Origin of the sequence: Stenotrophomonas sp. SPM (assembly GCF_003105135.1) — a bacterium.
GTDB lineage: Bacteria > Pseudomonadota > Gammaproteobacteria > Xanthomonadales > Xanthomonadaceae > Stenotrophomonas.
In genome coordinates this window covers 12,686-30,384 of record NZ_QETL01000004.1, presented here as the reverse complement: position 1 = coordinate 30,384, position 17,699 = coordinate 12,686, and the positions used below count along the sequence as shown (strand labels likewise).

Genomic DNA, 17,699 nt, shown 5'->3' with positions numbered 1-17,699 from the left:
TCAGCGCACCTTGTACAACACCGCCGCACCCGGCCGCGGTTCGAACGCCGGCACGGTCTGCTGGGTCAACGCCATGCCCTTCGCATCCCACACCAGCGTCTCCACCGGGTACTCATCCTTGCGGGTCATCTGGTCGATCTTCGCCACGGCAACCGTCGCAGCCTCGGGCACTTCCGGGTTCCACCCGAACACACCCACACGCCCATAGAACACCGCCGGCGCCGAAGCATCCAGCCGGCGATCCGGGCACATCACCAGGCCGCGGTCGAGCATCACCCGCAACGCGCCCACGGGCACCTTATTCACCGTAGGCGCGGTGCGCTCGGTGCTGTGCCCGGGGCACACGTTGGCGGCACGAGTGACCATGTCTTCCGCCACCTGGCGGTCGGATTGGGCGAAGGCCAGCGCCGGGGCCAGGCAGAGGCCGAGCAGGACACGCGGGGACTTCCGGGTCATTGCTGAATTCCTTGAATGGGTTGCAAGCGAACTTAGCAATGGCCGCACGCGGAGTTGCAAAGGCGGCGTGAGCCTTCGGTTACGTCGTCATGGCGCCTAGCCCATCCGCATGGATGGGTTGTCCCGTGTCTGCAGGTCCATCTCCTGCTGCTGGCGCTGCACCTGGCTCTGCTCGCGGTCCACGCTGGCCACCTGCAGGCGCTGCAGCGACTGCTCGACCGGTGTCTGCACCGCGAGATCCGTCGGCATCGACGCGCGCAGATGCGCGGGATCGTTTGGCTCGCCCTGCACCACAAAGACGTTGCGGCCGGCAGGGTTGTCGCTCGTCTGCGCGCTCAACATCACGTGGTCGGCCCGCTCCAGGTTGTGCCGGCGCGCCAGCGCCATCACGCTGGCGGTCAGGCGCTCGCTGCTTTCATCACGCGTGCGCCCTGCCTGCGCATCCAGAACCGCCACGCCCTGCCTGACCTGCTGCAGCAGACCGTATTCGGCATGGCCCGGGCCGATATCGGCCAACCGGGTCGGGGCGAGGCGGGGGTCCGGGAGATCGTCGACCGACGCCGTGAACGGGCTGCGGGTGATCGTGCGGAACGTATCGTCTGGATGGAACTGGGTGGCCTTCTGCTGGCGCTCCAGACGCACCTCGCGCGCATCATTGAGTTCAGCAATGCGTGCGGGATCGGTGATCTCGCTCATCGTCACATGGCCACCACCGGCGCTGACACTGGTCCACTTCTTCTCCCCCTCGAAGTACATGGCGTAGTGGCTGTTGCCGCCGATCACGTTTGGGTCGACCGACGAGCGACCTTCAAGGGCTTGGACGGCTTCATGCGCCGTCAACGTGAGCACATAGCGACCGCCCTTCCACTTCCCATCTGCGTTAGGGCATCGGTACTGGTGTCCCAGGCGCGCGTCATGCCTCGGTAGTCGTTGTTAAGCATGCTGGTCCAGATCTGCTCCATCTTCTGCGGACCTTCCTTGGCAAGCGCAGCCTGCAGCAGCACGCGCGGGGTCCAGCAGTTGGGGTCCAAGCCGTGATCATTGAAGGAACGATCGTGTGCCAGCATCACATCGGCGCCAGGCAGGTTCAGGGCCAGATCCGGACGGTGGTCCTCCATCCTTTCCTGGCGGAGCTCCAGATTTTTTTCCAGCAGGGTCCTGCCGAATGCCTCCCATTGGCGCTCGCTCAGGCGGGTGTTGGGAAAGCGGGAGCCCTCATCATGCTGCGTGCTCGCGTAGCTCTGCGCATAGCTGTTGGCCACCCTGCCCGGAAGACTGTCATTGCGTACCACACCCAGTGCCAGCGTCCCGTAACCGTCTGCCCCCGGTAGCTGCGAGAGATAATTCCAATAGAGCTCGCGGTTACCGTCCTTTGCGTAATTGCGCAGGATCCTCAGGTCATGCTCGGTCAACCCACTCATACCAGACTCCTTCCATTCCTTGGATCAATTGGATCGCGCGCTCGAAAGCACGCTTCTGACAGCGTCTTCCATACGCTTCCAATCCTTCAGAAACACCCGCTTGTAATCCAATCTGACAGACAATTTGTCGTCCAGATCGACGAAATAGTGGACGCAGCTCGCAGCGCGTACACCCGGCTCCTGAACCACGCTGCCGCCCACCAGGCGCACGCCATCAGCGAAATGCGCCTTCGCATCACACTTGATGAAGCTCGTAATTCGACCATCAGCCTGCCGCGCGGCGTACCAGTCTTTCTCAAAGGCTGGATTGCGAACGGGGGGGGCTCCGCTGCGTTCCTGGTAAAGCTTGGCATACTGAACCATCCTGGCCTCATCAATGGCATAGGGCGTCAGCCCCAGCATCTCCGGCAGCGCCGTGCGCAGATCGAGCCGCTCCCGGGGGTCTTCCCGTTCCAACGAACCGGCCTCGGTAATCAATTCATTGGACGCATAGCGTTCCAGCAACCCCTCAACCGGAACACGGTCAACGTAGTTGATCCTGACCGAAATCTCCTTACGGAAATCATTGGTCCGGGGATCGGCCCGCGCACCTGGCGCCGTCGGCTTCATATCCGGCCATTCAATCACCAGGGTAACGCCCTCGCCCGGCCAGGGCGCGATCTGGCTGTCCAGATAATTAGCGGGAAACCGGAACGTCGTCGGACCGAGTTTCACATCCACTGGCGCGTCGGTGTAGGTATGCCCATTGAGGGTACGGCCGGTCTGGGTTGCGCCCGACATGGCAGGATTCCTTTCGTGTTCGTTGGACGGCGGACGTGCGCATGCACTGGCACTTGCTGCGACAGCAAGTGCCAGTGCCAAGCAGCGGCCGGGGGACATCACGTGAATGGCCATTCCATAGCAGGGTTCCGGGGCCACTATAGGGAACCGGGTGTCAACGAGACAGGAACGGCGTCCCAACCTTCAGGGCACCAGGCTGCGCTCCACCTGCAGCGACAGCATCTGGCAGGCATTGAACAGCCCTTCAATCACCACCGCGGAGGGGCAGCATGCGGTGTCATCGCTTTCCCGCGCCACGTGCGCAGCGTGCAGCACGGCGGTCAACGCGGTGATGCCTGAAGCGCTGCGGGTGGCCAGAGCCAGGTCGAATGCCCGGCCGGGGCTGAGGCAGGTTTCGGTCCACGCCTCGCCATCGGCACGCAGGTTTTTTCCGTGGGCTTTGAGGTGTGCAAAGAACGCGGATGATGGCGCACCTTCAGCGGATTCGCAGAGGGCATCCTCAAGCGTTTCGGCTACGGCATTGGGAAGATCGCGCAGGGCTGCGCCGAGCAGCGCGTGCAGGCGGGGATAGTCGGGAAGACGGTCAGACATGGCGGCAACCTCACGGTGCGGCCACCTGCAGATGCAAGGTGGCGGACGGTGCGGGTTGGCGTGCCGGATACGTAGTACGAAAGCCGGCGGGCCCGAGGACCCCCACGCACCGTCCGCCATGAACTGGCAGAGGGTGCATTGTCGTGACTGCAGTTTCAGCTGCAAGCCCGACGCCGTGTACTACGTAAGTTCGGGACGCCAATCCCGGCCAGGGCGAGTGCCTTGGCGAGGCGATGATTGGCGTACTGTTCGGCGGTTGAAAAGCAGGAAAACTCCCTACTTCGCTGTAATTGAGGCGCTTGCGTCATGCAGTGGCGAATTGCCCATCGAATGGCGCTCCCGGCCTGCAGGCGTCATCCATGCAACCGTCATTCCGCTCCTCGCCGATGTGGCAGATGCGACACACCTCCGCCCTCAGCTGTCCTCAAGCGTGCTCTGGTAACCGCGATAGGTTTCGCCCCACTCGCGCATGGCCAGCAGCACCGGCACCAGCGTGCGTCCGAACTCAGAAAGCTCGTACTCCACCTTCGGCGGCACTTCCGGGTAGACATGGCGGATCACCACGCCATCGGCTTCCAGCTCACGCAGTTGGCTGGTCAGCATGGATTGGGTGGCATTGGGCACCCGCCGTGTGAGTTCCATGAACCGGCGTTTGCTTTTGATCAGGTGGAACAGGATGACCGGCTTCCACACCCCACCCATCACCGACAGCGTTACCTCCACGGCGCAGCCGCTCTTGCCGTCCCAACGCTTGCTACGCATACATACTCCGGAAAACCATAGTACCTACGAAAAACCATCGTTCTTGTCGCAATAACGGTGCGAGCCTAGCATGGCCCCATCCACTGAACGTGAGGCCCCACCATGAAGTTCAAGGCACTGCTTTCCAGCAAGACGAACGACCGTGTTTCCACCGAACTGGTGGATTTTGACGAGGCCGACCTGATGGATGGCGATGTCCTGGTGCAGGTTGATTATTCGACCCTCAATTACAAGGATGCGCTGGCGCTGACCAACGAGCGCCCGGTCATCCAGAAGTTTCCGCTCATTCCCGGCATCGACCTGTCCGGCGTGGTGCTGGAATCCAGCAATGCCGGTTTCAAAGCCGGTGATTGCGTGGTGCTCAATGGCTGGGACCTGAGCATGGGCCACCACGGCGGCCTGGCCCAGCGCGCCCGCGTGCGCGGTGAGTGGCTGAACAAGATTCCCGGCAACCTGACCACCCGCGATGCCATGGCCATCGGCACCGCCGGCTATACCGCCATGCTGTGCGTGCTGGCACTGGAAGACGCGGGCGTGACCCCGGAAAAAGGCGATGTGCTGGTAACCGGCGCCAACGGCGGCGTGGGCTCGATTGCCGTAGCCATTCTGTCCAAGCTGGGCTACCGCGTGGTGGCCGCTACCGGCCGCCCCGAACATGCAGAATACCTGCACAGCCTGGGCGCGGCGGAGATCATCGACCGCGCGGAGCTTTCCGAGCCGCGCAAGAAGCCGATCAGCGCCGAGCGCTGGGCCGGCGTGGTGGACGTGGCCGGCGGCCCGACCCTGGTCAACGCGCTTGCCGAGACCAAGTACCGCGGCGCCGTGGCCGCCTGCGGCCTGGCGCAGAGCGATGCGCTGCACGGCTCGGTGCTGCCCTTCATCCTGCGCAACGTGACCCTGGCCGGCGTCGATTCGGTGAATGCCCCGCAGAACGTACGCCAGCGTGCATGGGATCGCCTCGCCACCGACCTGGACCCGCAGAAGCTGGAAAGCACGGTGCAGCTGATCGGCCTGGCCGAAGTATTGGATGTGTACGAGCAGATCATCCCGGGCAAGGTGCGCGGGCGGATCGTGGTGGATGTGAACGCCTGACGGCGATCGGGCCAGCGGTGGTGCAACGCCATCGCTGGCTGCGGGCCTGCCTTACCCAGAAGCTCTGCGCACGGCACCAAGCCCCCTTATCATGGAGCTGTAAGGGCGCTTTACGCCCAGTGACGTACGCAAGGCAGTATCTGGATGTCTATGGAATGGCGCCCCTCCGGCTGGGGCCAGCGTGTGACCCGTTCGCCGAACTGGCGGCTGCGACTGGATGGCGAGCATGTCGAGCTGCTGATCGAGGGCCGGCAGTACCGGCAGCACGTGGACGGCGACCAGCGTGTGCGGGTTCTTCCGGGCCTGTTCTGGGCCCGGGTTGCGCTGCAGAGCGAGGACGGCAAAACGCTGTCCGTGGACGGCCTGCCCAACGGCCAGGCTTCCCGCCTCGCGGCTGCTGTCCAGCAGGTGCTCTTTGCGCGCACCACGCGCGGGCGCAAGGCACTCTTTGCGGACATGCTGGAGCAGATCCAATCGTGGCTGGCCGTGGCCGACGCCCTCACTGACAGGGGCAGCGCCGGCCGCCACTGGATCACCCACGAACAGCAGCAGACGCTGCTGGCCGAGCGCCCCACCCTGCCCTTGTCTCCGGCCGAGCTGGAACGGCTGTTCCTTGATGAAGACCTGCACGACGATCTGCATTCGCACAGCCACCGGGCCGCGCTGGATGCCCTGCACGACTGGCAGCTGGATTGGCCCGCCGTATGGGCCGACGCCAATTCCACCATGGCGACCCGGGAGCTGGTGCTGGCCAAGGACTTCCTGGACCGCGTCGAAAGCAAACCGCTGACCGAGGAACAGGCGCGCGCGGTCATCTGCTTCGACAACTGCGTGCAGGTCGTCGCTTCGGCGGGCTCCGGCAAGACCTCCACCATGGTCGCCAAGGCCGCTTATGCCATCGATCGCGGGTTCGTTGAGCCCGAGCGGATCGTCATGCTCGCCTTCAACAAGGATGCGGCCAGGGAACTGGAGGAGCGCGCGCAGCGCTCCTTCGACCGGCTCGGCATGGGCGACACCGTGGTCGAGGCCCGGACCTTCCATGCGCTGGGCCTGGCCATCATCGGCAAGGCCACCGGCCGCAAGCCCGACATTCCCGAATGGGCCATCGACGCCACGCTTGGCTTCAACAAGCTGGCCGAACTGGTGGACGACCTGAAGGATCGTTCGATCCACTTCCGTACCCAGTGGGACATGTTCCGCCTGGTGTTCGGGCGGGATCTTCCGCCGTTCGGTGCGGAGATGATGGCCGATGGCTACGACCGCGACGGCACGCCCTACATCCGCACCCTGCAGGGCGAGCGGGTGAAGAGCCTGGAAGAGTGCGTCATTGCCGATTGGCTGTTCTACAACGGCGTGGCGTACGACTACGAGCGCCGTTACGAATTTGATACTGCCACCGATACCCATCGCCAGTATCGGCCGGACTTCTATTACCCGGACGCAGCGCTGTATCACGAGCACTTTGCGCTGGATGCCAACGGCCAGCCGCCGAAGCACTTCGCCAATTACGCTGAAGGCATGCAGTGGAAGCGCCAGCAGCACGTGGCGCGCGGCACTTCGCTGGTGGAGACAACCTCGTTCGGCCTGCGCAGCGGGCATGCGTTGGAACATCTTGCGGAGAAACTCGGCGACGCCGATGTCGAGCTCGACCCCAACCCCGACCGTGAGCTGCCCAGCGAGGGCGCAAAGCCGATGCCGGATGCGGATCTGATCGGGCTGATGCGCACCTTTATCGCCCACGCCAAAAGCAACTGCCTGACGCTGGACGATCTGGCCGCGCGCCTGCAGCAGATGCCCGAGGACCAGTTCAAGGAGCGGCACCGGCGATTCCTGGAAATCGCCGCGCCGGTCTTCCAAGCCTGGGACGAGGCGCTGGCGTACGAGCGCGGCATCGACTTCGAGGACATGCTCAACATGGCCGCTGGCATCCTGGAGCAAGGGCATTATGAATCGCCCTACGACCTGGTAATGGCTGACGAATTCCAGGACGCCTCGCGCGCGCGCGCGCGCCTCTGCCGCGCCCTGGTCAGCCAGCCGGGTCGCCACCTGTTTGCAGTGGGCGATGACTGGCAGTCGATCAATCGCTTCGCCGGTGCGGATGTTTCGGTGATGACCGGCTTCCGTGAATGGATGGGCCACGCCCAGGTGCTGAAGCTGGAGCAGACCTTCCGCTGCCCGCAGGAACTGTGCGATATCTCCAGCCGCTTTATCAGCCGCAATCCCGCACAGATTGCCAAGACGGTCCGCTCGGCTACGCCAGCGATGGGGCCGGTGCTGCAGGCCTTCCAGATGACCCGGCGCGAGGAAGTGCAGGACGGTGTGCGCCAGTACCTGGCCAAACTGCATCAGCGGTTGCTGTCCGGGGCGGTTCCGCAGGGGCGCGACGGGCTCGTTCGCGTGTTCGTGCTGGGCCGCTATCGGGCGGATCGCAATGCAGTGCCTGCGGACTGGAAGACGCTGTTTGGCAGCACGATGGAGGTTGAGTTCCTGACCGCCCATCGATCGAAGGGGCGCGAGGCGGACTACGTCATCCTGCCGGCCATGGTGAACCGTGGATTCCCGAGCCTGCGCGCGGATGACCCGGTGCTGTCACTGGCGATGCCGGATGGGGATACCTACCCGCTGAGCGAAGAGCGGCGGTTGTTCTATGTGGCGCTGACGCGTGCGCGGCGCAGCGTGGCGATGTTTACCCTGCAGGGCAAGCATTCGCCCTTCCTGGATGAGCTGGTGGAGGGAGGCGTTGTGGAGGTGACCGGGATCTCAGGTGCGGCCATCAACGAAGAGCGCTGCCCGGTGTGCAAGGTGGGGGTGTTTGTGGAGCGGAATGGGCCGCATGGGGCGTTCCGGTCGTGTTCGAGTTACCCGTTGTGCCATAACAAGCCGAAGGGCCCGCGTGGAGCCAGCCTTCATGGGCCGCGCTCGCCGCGGTGAAGCGGAACAAGCGCGGCGAGCCGCTGAACTGTATCCGGGCCAGATGCGCTCCAATCAGTTGTCGCGGCATGTTGCAGAGCAGATGCCGACGTTGAAATGATGCGCATGGAACGGTGCGGGAAATAGCACAGAGGGACATTGCCGTTGGCGAGCACTTCCACGTCGCGGCGATCCTCGGCGCCCAGGATGCGCTCCAGTACCGCCTCAACGCCATCATGTGGCCCTTCGAAGTATTGGAGAAAGCGCGCGCCATCCAACAGCAGAACGCCGGTGACATCCACGCCCCGATTGAAGTCAGTGGAACCCCGGCCGATCTGCCTGACCCGCGCTCGGGCAAGCCCAGCAACAGCTTGGCCGATGTAACACACGGCGGGTACCTTAAGGGAGTGCAACCTCCCTGGAACACGAGCAACTTAGTTCATTATCACCGGTCTGCGTGAGAACGTTGACGCCCGGAGATTGCCGCCGCTACCGGAGGCCGGGCGGAGAGTCAGACTGCAGGATGCAAAAACGCCCCTGTCGGGGCGTTTTATCATCTGGCGGAGAGAGTGGGATTCGAACCCACGGAAGGTTTAACCCTTCGCCGGTTTTCAAGACCGGTGCCTTAAACCGCTCGGCCATCTCTCCAATCGGGGTCCCGGTTGCCCGGGCAGCGGCGTATTCTCGCACGTGAAGCGCATTTGCCCAAGACCACCCTTGCTCCTGCCCTTCGCATCCGGCACGGTGGGGCATCACCTGCAACCGGAGCCGCCATGGCCCACCTCGATCTGGCGAACCTGCGCACCTGCCTGCTGGACGACACCCAGCTGGCCGCGGTCGCCCTGACCCGAAGCTTCGCCGGCCATCTGCCGGTCAGCAGCGGGCACCTGGTGGTCTGCGATCCGCTGGTCCAGGCCGAGGCCCCAGCGCTGGCCGACTACACCGTCCCGGCGGGCCTGCATCCGGTCGAAATCATCGTGCACAGCGGCCGCCCGGCGCTGGCCGTGGTCTGGTTCAAACCGCGCCAGGCACTCACGGTATCGGCCCTGCACTGGCAGATGGCGCGCTGGACCACGCAGGACCTGACCGGCCTGGATGAGGACAGCTTCATTGGCTACCCGGTCGACGCCGGCATCGGTTGTTTCATGGATACCGATACCCAGCAGGCGCTGCTTGCGCTGATCGATCAGGGCAACGAAGCATGGTCCGATGCGCTGATTGACCACGACGGCCTGGATGAAGGCGCCGAGTACCGCCCTTGGGGCCAGGACTCCCCGCACGGCCTGGTCGTGTTCACCAGTGGCTGCGGCGATGGCGTCTACCCCAGCTACTGGGCGTTGGACACATCCGGCATCCCGGTGGCACTGGTAACCGATTTCCTGTGCATCGAAGGCGGTGAGGGGCGCGACGCGCGAGAGATCGCCGATCAGGCCTATCGCGACAGTCTGGCGCCTGAGGAAGCCGAGGCCCTGGCGCAGTTGGTGGCTGCCGTCGAGCGTGATGACACGGATGCGCTGCGCGCGCTTCTGAAGGATGCGCCACAGCGGGCCAACCAGATCGAACCCGGCTGCGGCGGTACTGCCCTGTTCGAGGCGATCCGCCTGGACCGCCCGCAGGCATTAAGGGAACTCTTGCAAGGCGGCGCGCAACCAGCGATGCCCGAGCGCCTGCACATGAACAAGGTGACCAGCTACCGCGACTATGCGCGCTTCCTGAAGAAGCCACGCAGCCCGGAGCTGATGGCCGTGCTGGAGGCGCCGGTCATTACCAGGACTACAACGCCGGAACAGGCGCGGCCCGGCTTCTGGGCTCGGTTGTTCGGGCGCAGGTAACTGGCGCCGGAAACGGCAACGCCGGGCATGGCCCGGCGCTACCGTTCAAAGATCAGCGTCAGCGTCGAAGGGCACGCCTCAGCCCGCATCCACCGCCAGTGCACCCAGCGCACTGGCCTTGATCTTCTCCTTGGCCTTCTCGCACGCGCCACCGCAATCCAGGCGCGAGGCCTCCAGCTGCGGCGGCAGGTGTTCGGCCAGGAAATCGATGAACACGCGCACCGCCGGCAGCAGGCCGCGGCGCGAGGCGAACACGGCGTGGCACACGCCCTGCGGCAACGACCAGTCCGGCAACACCACTTCCAGTTCGCCATTGCGCACGGCTTCGGCGCAGACGGTTTCCGGCAGCATGGTGATGCCGAAACCGTCCTTCACCATGCTCTGCAGCAGCGGGAAATCGAAGCCGGCCACGCGCGGCTGCAGGTCCACCCGGCGCACTTCGCCTTCCGGGCCATGCAGTTCCCAGCGCTGGCGCGCTTCATCTTCGCTGATGCTGAGGGTGACGTGCTGGGTCAGTTCCTCCGGATCCTTCGGGCGGCCGGCGCGGTCCAGGTACTTCGGGCTGGCCACCAGCAGTTCCTGCACCTGCCCGAAGCTGCGCATCACCAGGCTGCCGTCGTCATCCAGGCGCGAACGCACGCGCAGGGCCACGTCGTAGCCTTCATTGATGATGTCCACGCGGCGGTTGCTGATGTTCAGCTGCAGGCGGACTTTGGGGTACTGCTCGAGGAACTTGGGCAGCAGCTTGGGCAGCTGCATCTGCGCCAGCGACACGGGCACGCTGGCGCGCACAACGCCGCGCGGCTCGGCGCTGAGGCGGTCAACCACCTCGCGTGCGGCCTGGGCCTCGGCCAGCATGGTCTGTGCATGGCGATGCACGCTGGTGCCGACGTCGGTAACGGCGAAGCGGCGCGTCGAACGCTGCAGCAGGCGCACGCCCAGGTCGGTCTCAAGCTGGCTGATACGGCGGCTCAGGCGCGATTTGGGGATGCCCAGGGCGCGTTCGGCGGCAGCGAAACCGCCGTGGTCAACGACCATGGCGAAGTAGTACAGGTCATTCAGGTCATGCATACCCGAGTTCCATATCTAGAACAATTCGTGGCATTGAATCACCTTTATCCTGCCCGTGCAACAACCTATCGTTCCCTCCGTCGGCGGCAAACACCGCCCTTCCCCTCCAGAACATAGGTGACTGCCATGAAGCTTCTGCATCTCGACGCCAGCGTGCTTGGCGACAATTCCGTGTCCCGCCAGCTGACCGCTGCCGTGGTCGCCCAGTTCAAGAACCAGATCGACGGCCTGCAGGTCGATTATCGCGATCTTGACGCCAATCCGGTACCGCATCTGCGCAGCAGCTCGCTGGCCGGTGTCGATGCCGCCGAGGCGACCGACGCTGAACAGGTGATGCAGCAGTTCCTGGCCGCCGACATCCTGGTCATCGGCGCGCCGATGTACAACTTCAGCATCCCGTCCACCCTGAAGGCCTGGATCGACCGCGTTGCCGTGGCCGGCCGCACCTTCAAGTACACCGAGAACGGCCCGGTGGGCCTGGCCGGTGGCAAGCGCGTGATCGTGGTGAGCGCCCGTGGCGGCATCTACACCGATTCGCCGGCTGACTTCCAGGAGCCCTTCCTGCGCCAGGTGTTTGCCTTCATGGGCATCGACAACGTCGAGTTCGTGCGTGCCGAGGGCATCGCTTACTCGCCGAAGCACCGCGAAGACGCCATTGCCGGCGCGCTGTCGGCCCTGCCGTCGCACGCTGCCGAAGAAGTGGCTGCGTAAGTACTGCGTTCCAGCGATCGGCGCCCTCCCCCCTCCTCGTCGGGGGCGCTGATTGCGGGCCGGGAGCCCCTCCCCCATCCCGGCCCACCCCGACGGCTCCGCATTGCGGGGCCGTTTTTTTTGTTGTGCGGGGCCGGTAGGCTGGGGGCATGAACTACATCGTCACGGCTGCGCATCGCAGCGAGTTTCCGCACCCGATCACCCTGCGCCGTGGACAGGCGCTGGTGGTGGGCGAGCGTTATGAGGGCCCTGAGGGCTGGGAGGACTGGTTTCTGTGCCAGGCCGAGGGTCAGGAACGGGGATTCGTGCCGGCGCCGGTGATCGGGCGCGATGCGCAGGGTGGCGCGTTTGCCACGGAGGATTACTGCGCGCGGGAGCTGGATGTGGATCCGGGGCAGGTGTTGCGCGGGGTGCGCACGCTGAATGGCTGGGCGTGGTGCGTGCCGGAAACGGGCGAGCCCGGGTGGGTGCCGTTGGAGAAGGTGCGAGCACAAAAAAAGAGCCGAGCATAGGCTCGGCTCTACAGGTATGAGGTGCGTCGGTTATCAACCGATGGTTTCGACGCCACCCATGTAGGGCTTCAACACGTCCGGCACGGTGATGGTGCCGTCGGCGTTCTGGTAGTTCTCCATCACCGCGATCATCGCGCGGCCGACCGCCACGCCCGAGCCGTTCAGGGTGTGCACGAGCTCCGGCTTGCCGGTGGCCGGGTTGCGCCAGCGGGCCTGCATGCGGCGGGCCTGGAAATCACCGGTGTTCGAGCACGAGCTGATTTCGCGGTAAGTGTTCTGCGAGGGCAGCCAGACTTCCAGATCGTAGGTCTTGATGGCCGAGAAGCCCATGTCGCCGGTGCACAGCAGCACCTTGCGGTACGGCAGGCCCAGCTTTTCCAGCACGACTTCGGCGCAGCGGGTCATGCGGGTGTGTTCGGCGTCGCTGTCTTCCGGGCGGCAGATCGACACCAGCTCGACCTTCTCGAACTGGTGCTGGCGGATCATGCCGCGCACGTCACGGCCGCCGCTGCCGGCTTCGGCGCGGAAGCACATCGAGTGGGCAGTCACGCGCAGCGGCAGGCGCTCGGCGTCGATGATCTCGTCGCGCACCAGGTTGGTCAGCGGCACTTCCGAGGTCGGGATCAGGTAGCGCGTGGAATCGCCCACGGCGGTCTTGAACAGGTCGTCCTCGAACTTCGGCAGCTGGCCGGTGCCACGCAGCGAATCGGCGTTGACCAGCAACGGCACGTTGGTTTCTTCGTAGCCGTGTTCGCCGGCGTGCAGGTCCAGCATGAACTGGGCCAGGGCACGGTGCAGGCGGGCGACCTGACCGCGCAGTACGGTGAAGCGCGAGCCCGACAGCTTGGCCGCGGTCTCGGCGTCCAGGCCGGCGTTGCGGGCGCCCAGTTCGACGTGGTCCAGCACCGGGAAATCGAAGGTACGCGGGGTGCCCCAGCGCGCCTGCTCGACGTTGCCGTTCTCGTCGGCGCCGGCCGGCACGTCATCGGCCGGCAGGTTCGGGATGCCGGCGGCGATGGTGTCGATCTTCTCGCGCAGCTCGTCCAGGGCCACTTCCGAGGCCTTCAGCTCGTCTGCGAACGCGGCCACTTCGGCCATGATGGCCGACACGTCCTCGCCCTTGGCCTTGGCCTGGCCGATGGCCTTGGAACGGCTGTTGCGCAGGCTCTGCAGTTCCTGGGTCCGCACCTGGATGCGCTTGCGATCGGCCTCCAGGGACTCCAGGGCAGACACGTCGAGCTCGAAGCCGCGGCTGGTGCGCAGGCGTTCGGCGAGGTCGGCGGGCTGGTGGCGGAGCAGGGCTGGATCAAGCATGGCGGGTGTCGTGGTGGGTATCAGGAACGGGATTATCGCCTGTTATACGGATTTCTGCCGCCCGGTTCATTCCCGCCGTGGCAGAATCGGGGCATTCCCTGCTGGTCCGGTCCATGTCTGCACCCCGCTCATCGCCTGCCAAGTCGTTCACCGTGCATATCCCGCGCAACGCCCTTAAGATCGCCGGCATCGCCTTCGGCGTAGGCGTTCTGCTGTTCGTGGTGGTCTGGTTGACCGGCCGCGACAAGGAATTCTTCCGCGCCGATGACCCGGCCACGCAGACCCCGCAGGAGACCGCGCAGGTCGAGCCGTTGCCCGAGCCCCTGCCCGCCGCGGCCGGCTCCAGCGACATGCCCGATGCCAAGCCGGCGCCGGTGCAGGAAGAAGCACCGAAGCTGGTGGAAACCGCCCCGCCGCCGCCGGCCAGTACCGAGCCGGCCCCGGCCGCCCCGGGCAGCGCCGCGCCGGCCACGGGCAACAGCCAGCCGATGCCCGTGGCAGGCCAGTCGCCGCCGCCGTCCTACCCTGCCGGTGCGCTGCGCCGTGGCGAATCCGGCAGTGTGGTGGTGCGGGTGGACGTGGATGCCACCGGCTATGCCAACAACATCACCGTGATCCAGCGCAGCGGCTCGCGCGAGCTGGATCGCGCCGCAACCGATGCGGTGCGCCGCTGGCGCTTCAGCCCCGCGCTGAGCAATGGCCAGCCAGTGCCGGGCTCCATTGAAGTGCCGTTCGACTTCAAGCCGCAGTAACTGAACGCTTCCCGGCAGGCAAGCTGAACCCTGCCGGTTGCGTTGACGCAACGCTGACACACCGCTACATCTCCTCGGGCAAGACTTTGTGCGTCGTTACTGACGCGAGGAGTCTGCAATGAGTGCTACTACCCATGAACACCTTCATTCCCCGCATTTGCAGCAGGATGTGAGCGAGCGCCCGCAGCGCACCTCACCCTGGTTGTGGCTGGCGCTGATCGTGGCCATGTTTGCCGCTGCACTGATGTGGCTGCGGTTCTCGAACCAGGAAGACGTGGCGCCGGCCCCCATGGGCGAGCGCATGCTGCCGGCCAGCGAGACCCCGGTAGCCACTGCGCCGGCAGCGCGCAACGCGGCCCCGGCCAGCGAGCAGCGCAAGGCGACCCCGGCCGTACGCAACCGTCAGGCCAGCCCGCTGGCCAGCAATGACAAGCCGACCTACCCGGCAACCGCGCTGCGTAACGGCGTGCAGGGCAGCGTGGTGGCCAGCCTCAACGTGGATACCCGCGGCAACGTGACCGAGGCGAGCATCGTGTCGCGTAGTGGCGAGCGCAGCCGTGATCTGGATCGCTCGGTGCTGCGCACCGTGCAGGGCTGGAAGTTCCAGCCGGCCATGCAGAACGGTCGTGCCGTGGCGAGTGTGGTGCGCGTGCCGGTGGATTTCCGTACCGAGCAGCGTTGATCGCGAGCGAGGGGTTCGTGATCGATCGGAAGACGGAGGCTTCGGCCTCCGTCTTTTTTTGTGCCGGGGTCGGAGACCGCCGGGCATGGCCCGGCGCTACCGGATATGCCGCCAGGTTGAAACCGCCGCTACCGGGGTCGACGCCGAATGGTAGCGCCGGGCCATGCCCGGCGAGCGCAGCGGCGTCGCGGCGACCTCAGGCCAGGTTGAAACCGGCGCTGCGGGCCAGGCCGTCGAAATCCGGGAAGGACGTGGCGACGTTGGCGATGTCGTTGATGCGCACTTCGCCGCCGCTGATCTGGCCGGCAATGGCGAACGCCATGGCAATGCGGTGGTCACCGTGGCTTTCGATGGTGCCGCTGCCCAGGGTGATGCCCCCGTGCAGCGTGGCGCCATCGTCGGTTTCATCCACCTGCACGCCCAGCGCGCGCAGGCCGGTGGCCATCGCGGCGAGGCGATCCGATTCCTTCACCCGCAGCTCGGCGGCGCCGGTCACCACGGTCTGGCCTTCGGCTGCGGCAGCCGCCACGAACAGGGCCGGGAACTCGTCGATCATGTCCGGCACCAGTGCCTCCGGAATGCGCGCGCCCTTCAGCGGCGCATGGCGCACCACCAGGTCGGCCACCGGCTCACCACCCTGCTCGGCCGGGTTTTCTTCAGTGATGTCCGCGCCCATCAGGCGCAGCGCGTGCAGCAGGCCGGTGCGGCGCGGGTTGAGGCCAACCTGCTTGAGGCGCAGCTCGGAGCCCGGAATGATGCTGGCGGCGACCAGGAAGAACGCGGCCGAGGAGAAATCAGCCGGCACCACGATGTCGGTGGCGCGCAGGCGCTGGCCGCCGCGCAGGCGGGCCTTGCCCGGCGAGAACTCGATGTCCACGCCGAACGCCGAGAGCATGCGCTCGGTGTAATCGCGGGTCGGGTGCGGTTCGACCACACTGGTTTCGCCCTGCGCGTACAGGCCGGCCAGCAGCACGGCCGACTTCACCTGCGCACTGGCGACCGGCGAGGCGAAATCGATGCCCTGCAGCGACTGGCCACCATGCACGCGCAGCGGCGGGGTGCCATCGCTTTCGGTGTCGATCTTCGCGCCCATCTGCGACAGCGGGCCGGTGACACGGCGCATCGGACGGCCGGACAGCGACTCATCGCCAACCAGCGTGCAGTCGAACGGCTGGCCCGCCAGCAGGCCGGCCAGCAGGCGCATGCCGGTGCCGGCGTTGCCGCAGTCCAGCGGCGCGCTGGGCGCCTGCAGGCCATCGATGCCGACGCCGTGCACCACGCGCTGCGAGGCACTGGGGGTTTCAATACGCACGCCGAGCTGGCTGAAGATGCGCGCAGTGGCACGGGTGTCTTCGCCTTCCAGGAAGCCCTCGATATGCGATGTGCCATCGGCCAGCGCGGCAAACATCACCGAGCGGTGCGAGACCGACTTGTCGCCGGGAATGGTCAGGCTGCCCTGCAGCGGCTGGCCCTTGCGGGCAATCCAGTGTTGCGCGTTGCTCATCGTTCGATCATTCCGTAAACGCCGGCACGCCGGCGGTGCATCAATGGGCGCGGCACGCGGCCGCAACGGCAATCAGGGCACGGCCACCGGGTAGGAACCCAGCACCTTGATCTGCGCCGAGTGCGCTTCCAGCTCGGCCAGCGCGGCCTGCATCGGCGCGTCGTCGATGTGGCCAGCCAGGTCGATGAAGAAGCCGTATTCCCACTTGCCGTGGTGCGACGGGCGCGACTCGATGCGGTTCATGCTGATGCCATGGCGGGCGAACGGGCTGAGCACATCGAACAGCGCGCCGGGCTTGTCATGGATGAACACCAGCACCGAGGTGCGGTCGTGGCCGGAGGTCGGGAAGATGTTGCGGCCTACCACCAGGAAACGGGTGGTGTTGTCGGCATCGTTCTGGATGGGCTTGGTGACGACCTTCTTCAGGCCGTACACGTGGCCGGCGCTCTCGCCACCGATAGCGGCCGCGTCGTCGGCGTTGCGCGCACGGCGCGCACCTTCGGCGTTGCTGGCGACCGGGATCTTCTCGGCCTTGGGCAGGTTGGCGCGCATCCACGCCGAGGTCTGCATGAAGGACTGCGGGTGGCCGTAGACGCGCTCGATGTCTTCCAGGCGGCCACTGCGCGACATCAGGTACTGCTGCACGCGCAGTTCCACTTCACCGCAGATCTTCAGGTTGGAGGTGAGGAACATGTCCAAGGTGATCTGGATGGTGCCCTGCCCCGAGTTTTCCACCGGCACCACGCCGAAATCGGCGCTGCCCGCTTCCACTTCCTGGAACACTTCTTCGATGCTGGCCATCGGCAGGCCCATCGCCGAGCGGCCGAAGTGCTTGAGCACAGCCTGCTGGCTGAAGGTGCCTTCCGGGCCGAGGTAGCCGATCTTCAGTGGTTCCTGCTGGGCCAGGCAGGCCGACATGATTTCGCGGTAGACGTGCACCAGCACTTCATCGCTGAGCGGGCCTTCGTTGCGGTCCACCACCATGCGCAGCACCTGCGCTTCGCGCTCGGGTCGGTAGTAATCGACGGCGGCGGCGAGCTTACCCTTGGCCTTGCCGACCTGGTGGGCGAACTGCGCACGCTCGGCGATCAGGCTCTGGATGTCACGGTCGATCTGGTCGATCTTGGAGCGCACATCGGCCAGTGCCAGCGGCGCCTGGGTCGGCACCGGGGTGGTCTTGGACGCGGCCTTGCCCTTGGGCGCGGCGGCGGCCTTGGCGGACCCGCCCTTCTTCGGCGACTTCTTGCTGGGTTTGCTTGCCATCGGAATTCCTTGTTGCGGGGCACGCACCCGAGGGTGCGCGCCGTTC

Annotated in this window: 16 protein-coding genes, 1 tRNA gene and 1 pseudogene; 7 read left to right on the top strand and 11 right to left on the bottom strand. The window is 65.7% G+C overall.

The genetic code is table 11. From position 1 onward, the window contains the following. The 5 genes and pseudogenes from DCO49_RS02440 to DCO49_RS02420 all read right to left on the bottom strand — a co-directional run bounded on the left by DCO49_RS02440 (window position 1) and on the right by DCO49_RS02420 (window position 4,010). Entirely contained in the window at window positions 1–456 is a 456-nt protein-coding gene (locus DCO49_RS02440) for a hypothetical protein (RefSeq protein ID WP_116862649.1), read from the bottom strand. Window positions 457–552: 96 nt separating this feature from the next. Further along, window positions 553–1,877 (bottom strand): annotated as a pseudogene (locus DCO49_RS02435) (XVIPCD domain-containing protein). Between the two features lie 24 nt (window positions 1,878–1,901). Beyond that, window positions 1,902–2,765, bottom strand: coding sequence for a hypothetical protein (locus tag DCO49_RS02430; RefSeq protein ID WP_116862698.1), 864 nt, complete (start codon window positions 2,763–2,765; stop codon window positions 1,902–1,904). Between the two features lie 75 nt (window positions 2,766–2,840). Then, window positions 2,841–3,248 (bottom strand): hypothetical protein, encoded by a 408-nt coding sequence (locus tag DCO49_RS02425; protein ID WP_116862648.1) that lies wholly within the window; start codon window positions 3,246–3,248, stop codon window positions 2,841–2,843. A 414-nt stretch (window positions 3,249–3,662) separates the two neighbouring features. Next, window positions 3,663–4,010 (bottom strand): helix-turn-helix domain-containing protein, encoded by a 348-nt coding sequence (locus tag DCO49_RS02420; protein ID WP_116862647.1) that lies wholly within the window; start codon window positions 4,008–4,010, stop codon window positions 3,663–3,665. Between the two features lie 102 nt (window positions 4,011–4,112). On the opposite strand from DCO49_RS02420, the gene DCO49_RS02415 reads away from it, so the two are divergent. Then, complete coding sequence (locus tag DCO49_RS02415) at window positions 4,113–5,102, top strand: MDR family oxidoreductase (protein WP_116862646.1); 990 nt, start codon at window positions 4,113–4,115, stop codon at window positions 5,100–5,102. Window positions 5,103–5,252: 150 nt separating this feature from the next. Next, window positions 5,253–8,033, top strand: a complete 2,781-nt coding sequence (locus DCO49_RS02410; protein WP_116862645.1) for a UvrD-helicase domain-containing protein — start codon at window positions 5,253–5,255, stop codon at window positions 8,031–8,033. Here DCO49_RS02410 and DCO49_RS02405 read toward each other — a convergent pair. Both DCO49_RS02405 and DCO49_RS02400 read right to left on the bottom strand, forming a co-directional pair. Beyond that, window positions 8,009–8,401: a BLUF domain-containing protein gene (locus DCO49_RS02405; RefSeq protein ID WP_116862697.1), complete on the bottom strand. Its 393-nt coding sequence runs from the start codon at window positions 8,399–8,401 to the stop codon at window positions 8,009–8,011. The genes DCO49_RS02410 and DCO49_RS02405 overlap by 25 nt on opposite strands. 169 nt (window positions 8,402–8,570) lie before the next feature. Next, window positions 8,571–8,660 (bottom strand) — tRNA-Ser (locus DCO49_RS02400). Window positions 8,661–8,785: 125 nt separating this feature from the next. Between DCO49_RS02400 and DCO49_RS02395 the strand changes: the two genes are divergently transcribed. Then, the gene (locus DCO49_RS02395; RefSeq protein WP_116862644.1) at window positions 8,786–9,844 is read left to right on the top strand and encodes a DUF4241 domain-containing protein; all 1,059 of its coding nucleotides are present in this window, start codon (window positions 8,786–8,788) and stop codon (window positions 9,842–9,844) included. Between the two features lie 78 nt (window positions 9,845–9,922). Here DCO49_RS02395 and DCO49_RS02390 read toward each other — a convergent pair whose 3' ends face one another. Continuing rightward, window positions 9,923–10,915: a LysR family transcriptional regulator gene (locus tag DCO49_RS02390; protein WP_079222336.1), complete on the bottom strand. Its 993-nt coding sequence runs from the start codon at window positions 10,913–10,915 to the stop codon at window positions 9,923–9,925. 126 nt (window positions 10,916–11,041) lie between these two features. Here DCO49_RS02390 and DCO49_RS02385 point away from each other — a divergent pair, with 126 nt between their 5' ends. Together DCO49_RS02385 and DCO49_RS02380 are read left to right on the top strand one after the other, a co-directional pair. Next, a complete protein-coding gene (locus DCO49_RS02385; protein WP_079222337.1) occupies window positions 11,042–11,626 on the top strand; it encodes an NAD(P)H-dependent oxidoreductase in 585 nt (194 codons plus the stop codon). A 149-nt stretch (window positions 11,627–11,775) separates the two neighbouring features. Beyond that, window positions 11,776–12,138, top strand: coding sequence for a ligand-binding protein SH3 (locus DCO49_RS02380; RefSeq protein WP_116862643.1), 363 nt, complete (start codon window positions 11,776–11,778; stop codon window positions 12,136–12,138). A gap of 33 nt (window positions 12,139–12,171) precedes the next feature. Here DCO49_RS02380 and serS read toward each other — a convergent pair whose 3' ends face one another. Further along, window positions 12,172–13,452, bottom strand: coding sequence for a serine--tRNA ligase (serS, locus tag DCO49_RS02375; RefSeq protein WP_116862642.1), 1,281 nt, complete (start codon window positions 13,450–13,452; stop codon window positions 12,172–12,174). A 113-nt stretch (window positions 13,453–13,565) separates the two neighbouring features. On the opposite strand from serS, the gene DCO49_RS02370 reads away from it, so the two are divergent. Together DCO49_RS02370 and DCO49_RS02365 are read left to right on the top strand one after the other, a co-directional pair. After that, the gene (locus DCO49_RS02370) at window positions 13,566–14,204 is read left to right on the top strand and encodes an energy transducer TonB (protein ID WP_116862641.1); all 639 of its coding nucleotides are present in this window, start codon (window positions 13,566–13,568) and stop codon (window positions 14,202–14,204) included. A 118-nt stretch (window positions 14,205–14,322) separates the two neighbouring features. Next, window positions 14,323–14,886: an energy transducer TonB gene (locus DCO49_RS02365; protein ID WP_116862640.1), complete on the top strand. Its 564-nt coding sequence runs from the start codon at window positions 14,323–14,325 to the stop codon at window positions 14,884–14,886. A gap of 196 nt (window positions 14,887–15,082) precedes the next feature. Here DCO49_RS02365 and aroA read toward each other — a convergent pair whose 3' ends face one another. Further along, on the bottom strand, window positions 15,083–16,390 hold the full coding sequence (gene aroA, locus DCO49_RS02360) for a 3-phosphoshikimate 1-carboxyvinyltransferase (protein WP_116862639.1): 1,308 nt from the start codon (window positions 16,388–16,390) through the stop codon (window positions 15,083–15,085). A 72-nt stretch (window positions 16,391–16,462) separates the two neighbouring features. Next, window positions 16,463–17,653, bottom strand: a complete 1,191-nt coding sequence (gene pheA / locus DCO49_RS02355; RefSeq protein WP_116862638.1) for a prephenate dehydratase — start codon at window positions 17,651–17,653, stop codon at window positions 16,463–16,465. Window positions 17,654–17,699 lie beyond the last annotated feature (46 nt).

Excerpts from the sequence above, each read along its gene's own strand:
- DCO49_RS02440 (WP_116862649.1), bottom strand. The coding sequence starts at position 456 with ATGACCCGGAAGTCCCCGCGTGTCCTGCTCGGCCTCTGCCTGGCCCCG.
- DCO49_RS02425 (WP_116862648.1), bottom strand. The coding sequence starts at position 3,248 with ATGTCTGACCGTCTTCCCGACTATCCCCGCCTGCACGCGCTGCTCGGC.
- DCO49_RS02420 (WP_116862647.1), bottom strand. The coding sequence starts at position 4,010 with ATGCGTAGCAAGCGTTGGGACGGCAAGAGCGGCTGCGCCGTGGAGGTA.
- DCO49_RS02415 (WP_116862646.1), top strand. The coding sequence starts at position 4,113 with ATGAAGTTCAAGGCACTGCTTTCCAGCAAGACGAACGACCGTGTTTCC.
- DCO49_RS02410 (WP_116862645.1), top strand. The coding sequence starts at position 5,253 with ATGGAATGGCGCCCCTCCGGCTGGGGCCAGCGTGTGACCCGTTCGCCG.
- DCO49_RS02395 (WP_116862644.1), top strand. The coding sequence starts at position 8,786 with ATGGCCCACCTCGATCTGGCGAACCTGCGCACCTGCCTGCTGGACGAC.
- DCO49_RS02390 (WP_079222336.1), bottom strand. The coding sequence starts at position 10,915 with ATGCATGACCTGAATGACCTGTACTACTTCGCCATGGTCGTTGACCAC.
- DCO49_RS02385 (WP_079222337.1), top strand. The coding sequence starts at position 11,042 with ATGAAGCTTCTGCATCTCGACGCCAGCGTGCTTGGCGACAATTCCGTG.
- DCO49_RS02380 (WP_116862643.1), top strand. The coding sequence starts at position 11,776 with ATGAACTACATCGTCACGGCTGCGCATCGCAGCGAGTTTCCGCACCCG.
- serS (WP_116862642.1), bottom strand. The coding sequence starts at position 13,452 with ATGCTTGATCCAGCCCTGCTCCGCCACCAGCCCGCCGACCTCGCCGAA.
- DCO49_RS02370 (WP_116862641.1), top strand. The coding sequence starts at position 13,566 with ATGTCTGCACCCCGCTCATCGCCTGCCAAGTCGTTCACCGTGCATATC.
- DCO49_RS02365 (WP_116862640.1), top strand. The coding sequence starts at position 14,323 with ATGAGTGCTACTACCCATGAACACCTTCATTCCCCGCATTTGCAGCAG.
- aroA (WP_116862639.1), bottom strand. The coding sequence starts at position 16,390 with ATGAGCAACGCGCAACACTGGATTGCCCGCAAGGGCCAGCCGCTGCAG.
- pheA (WP_116862638.1), bottom strand. The coding sequence starts at position 17,653 with ATGGCAAGCAAACCCAGCAAGAAGTCGCCGAAGAAGGGCGGGTCCGCC.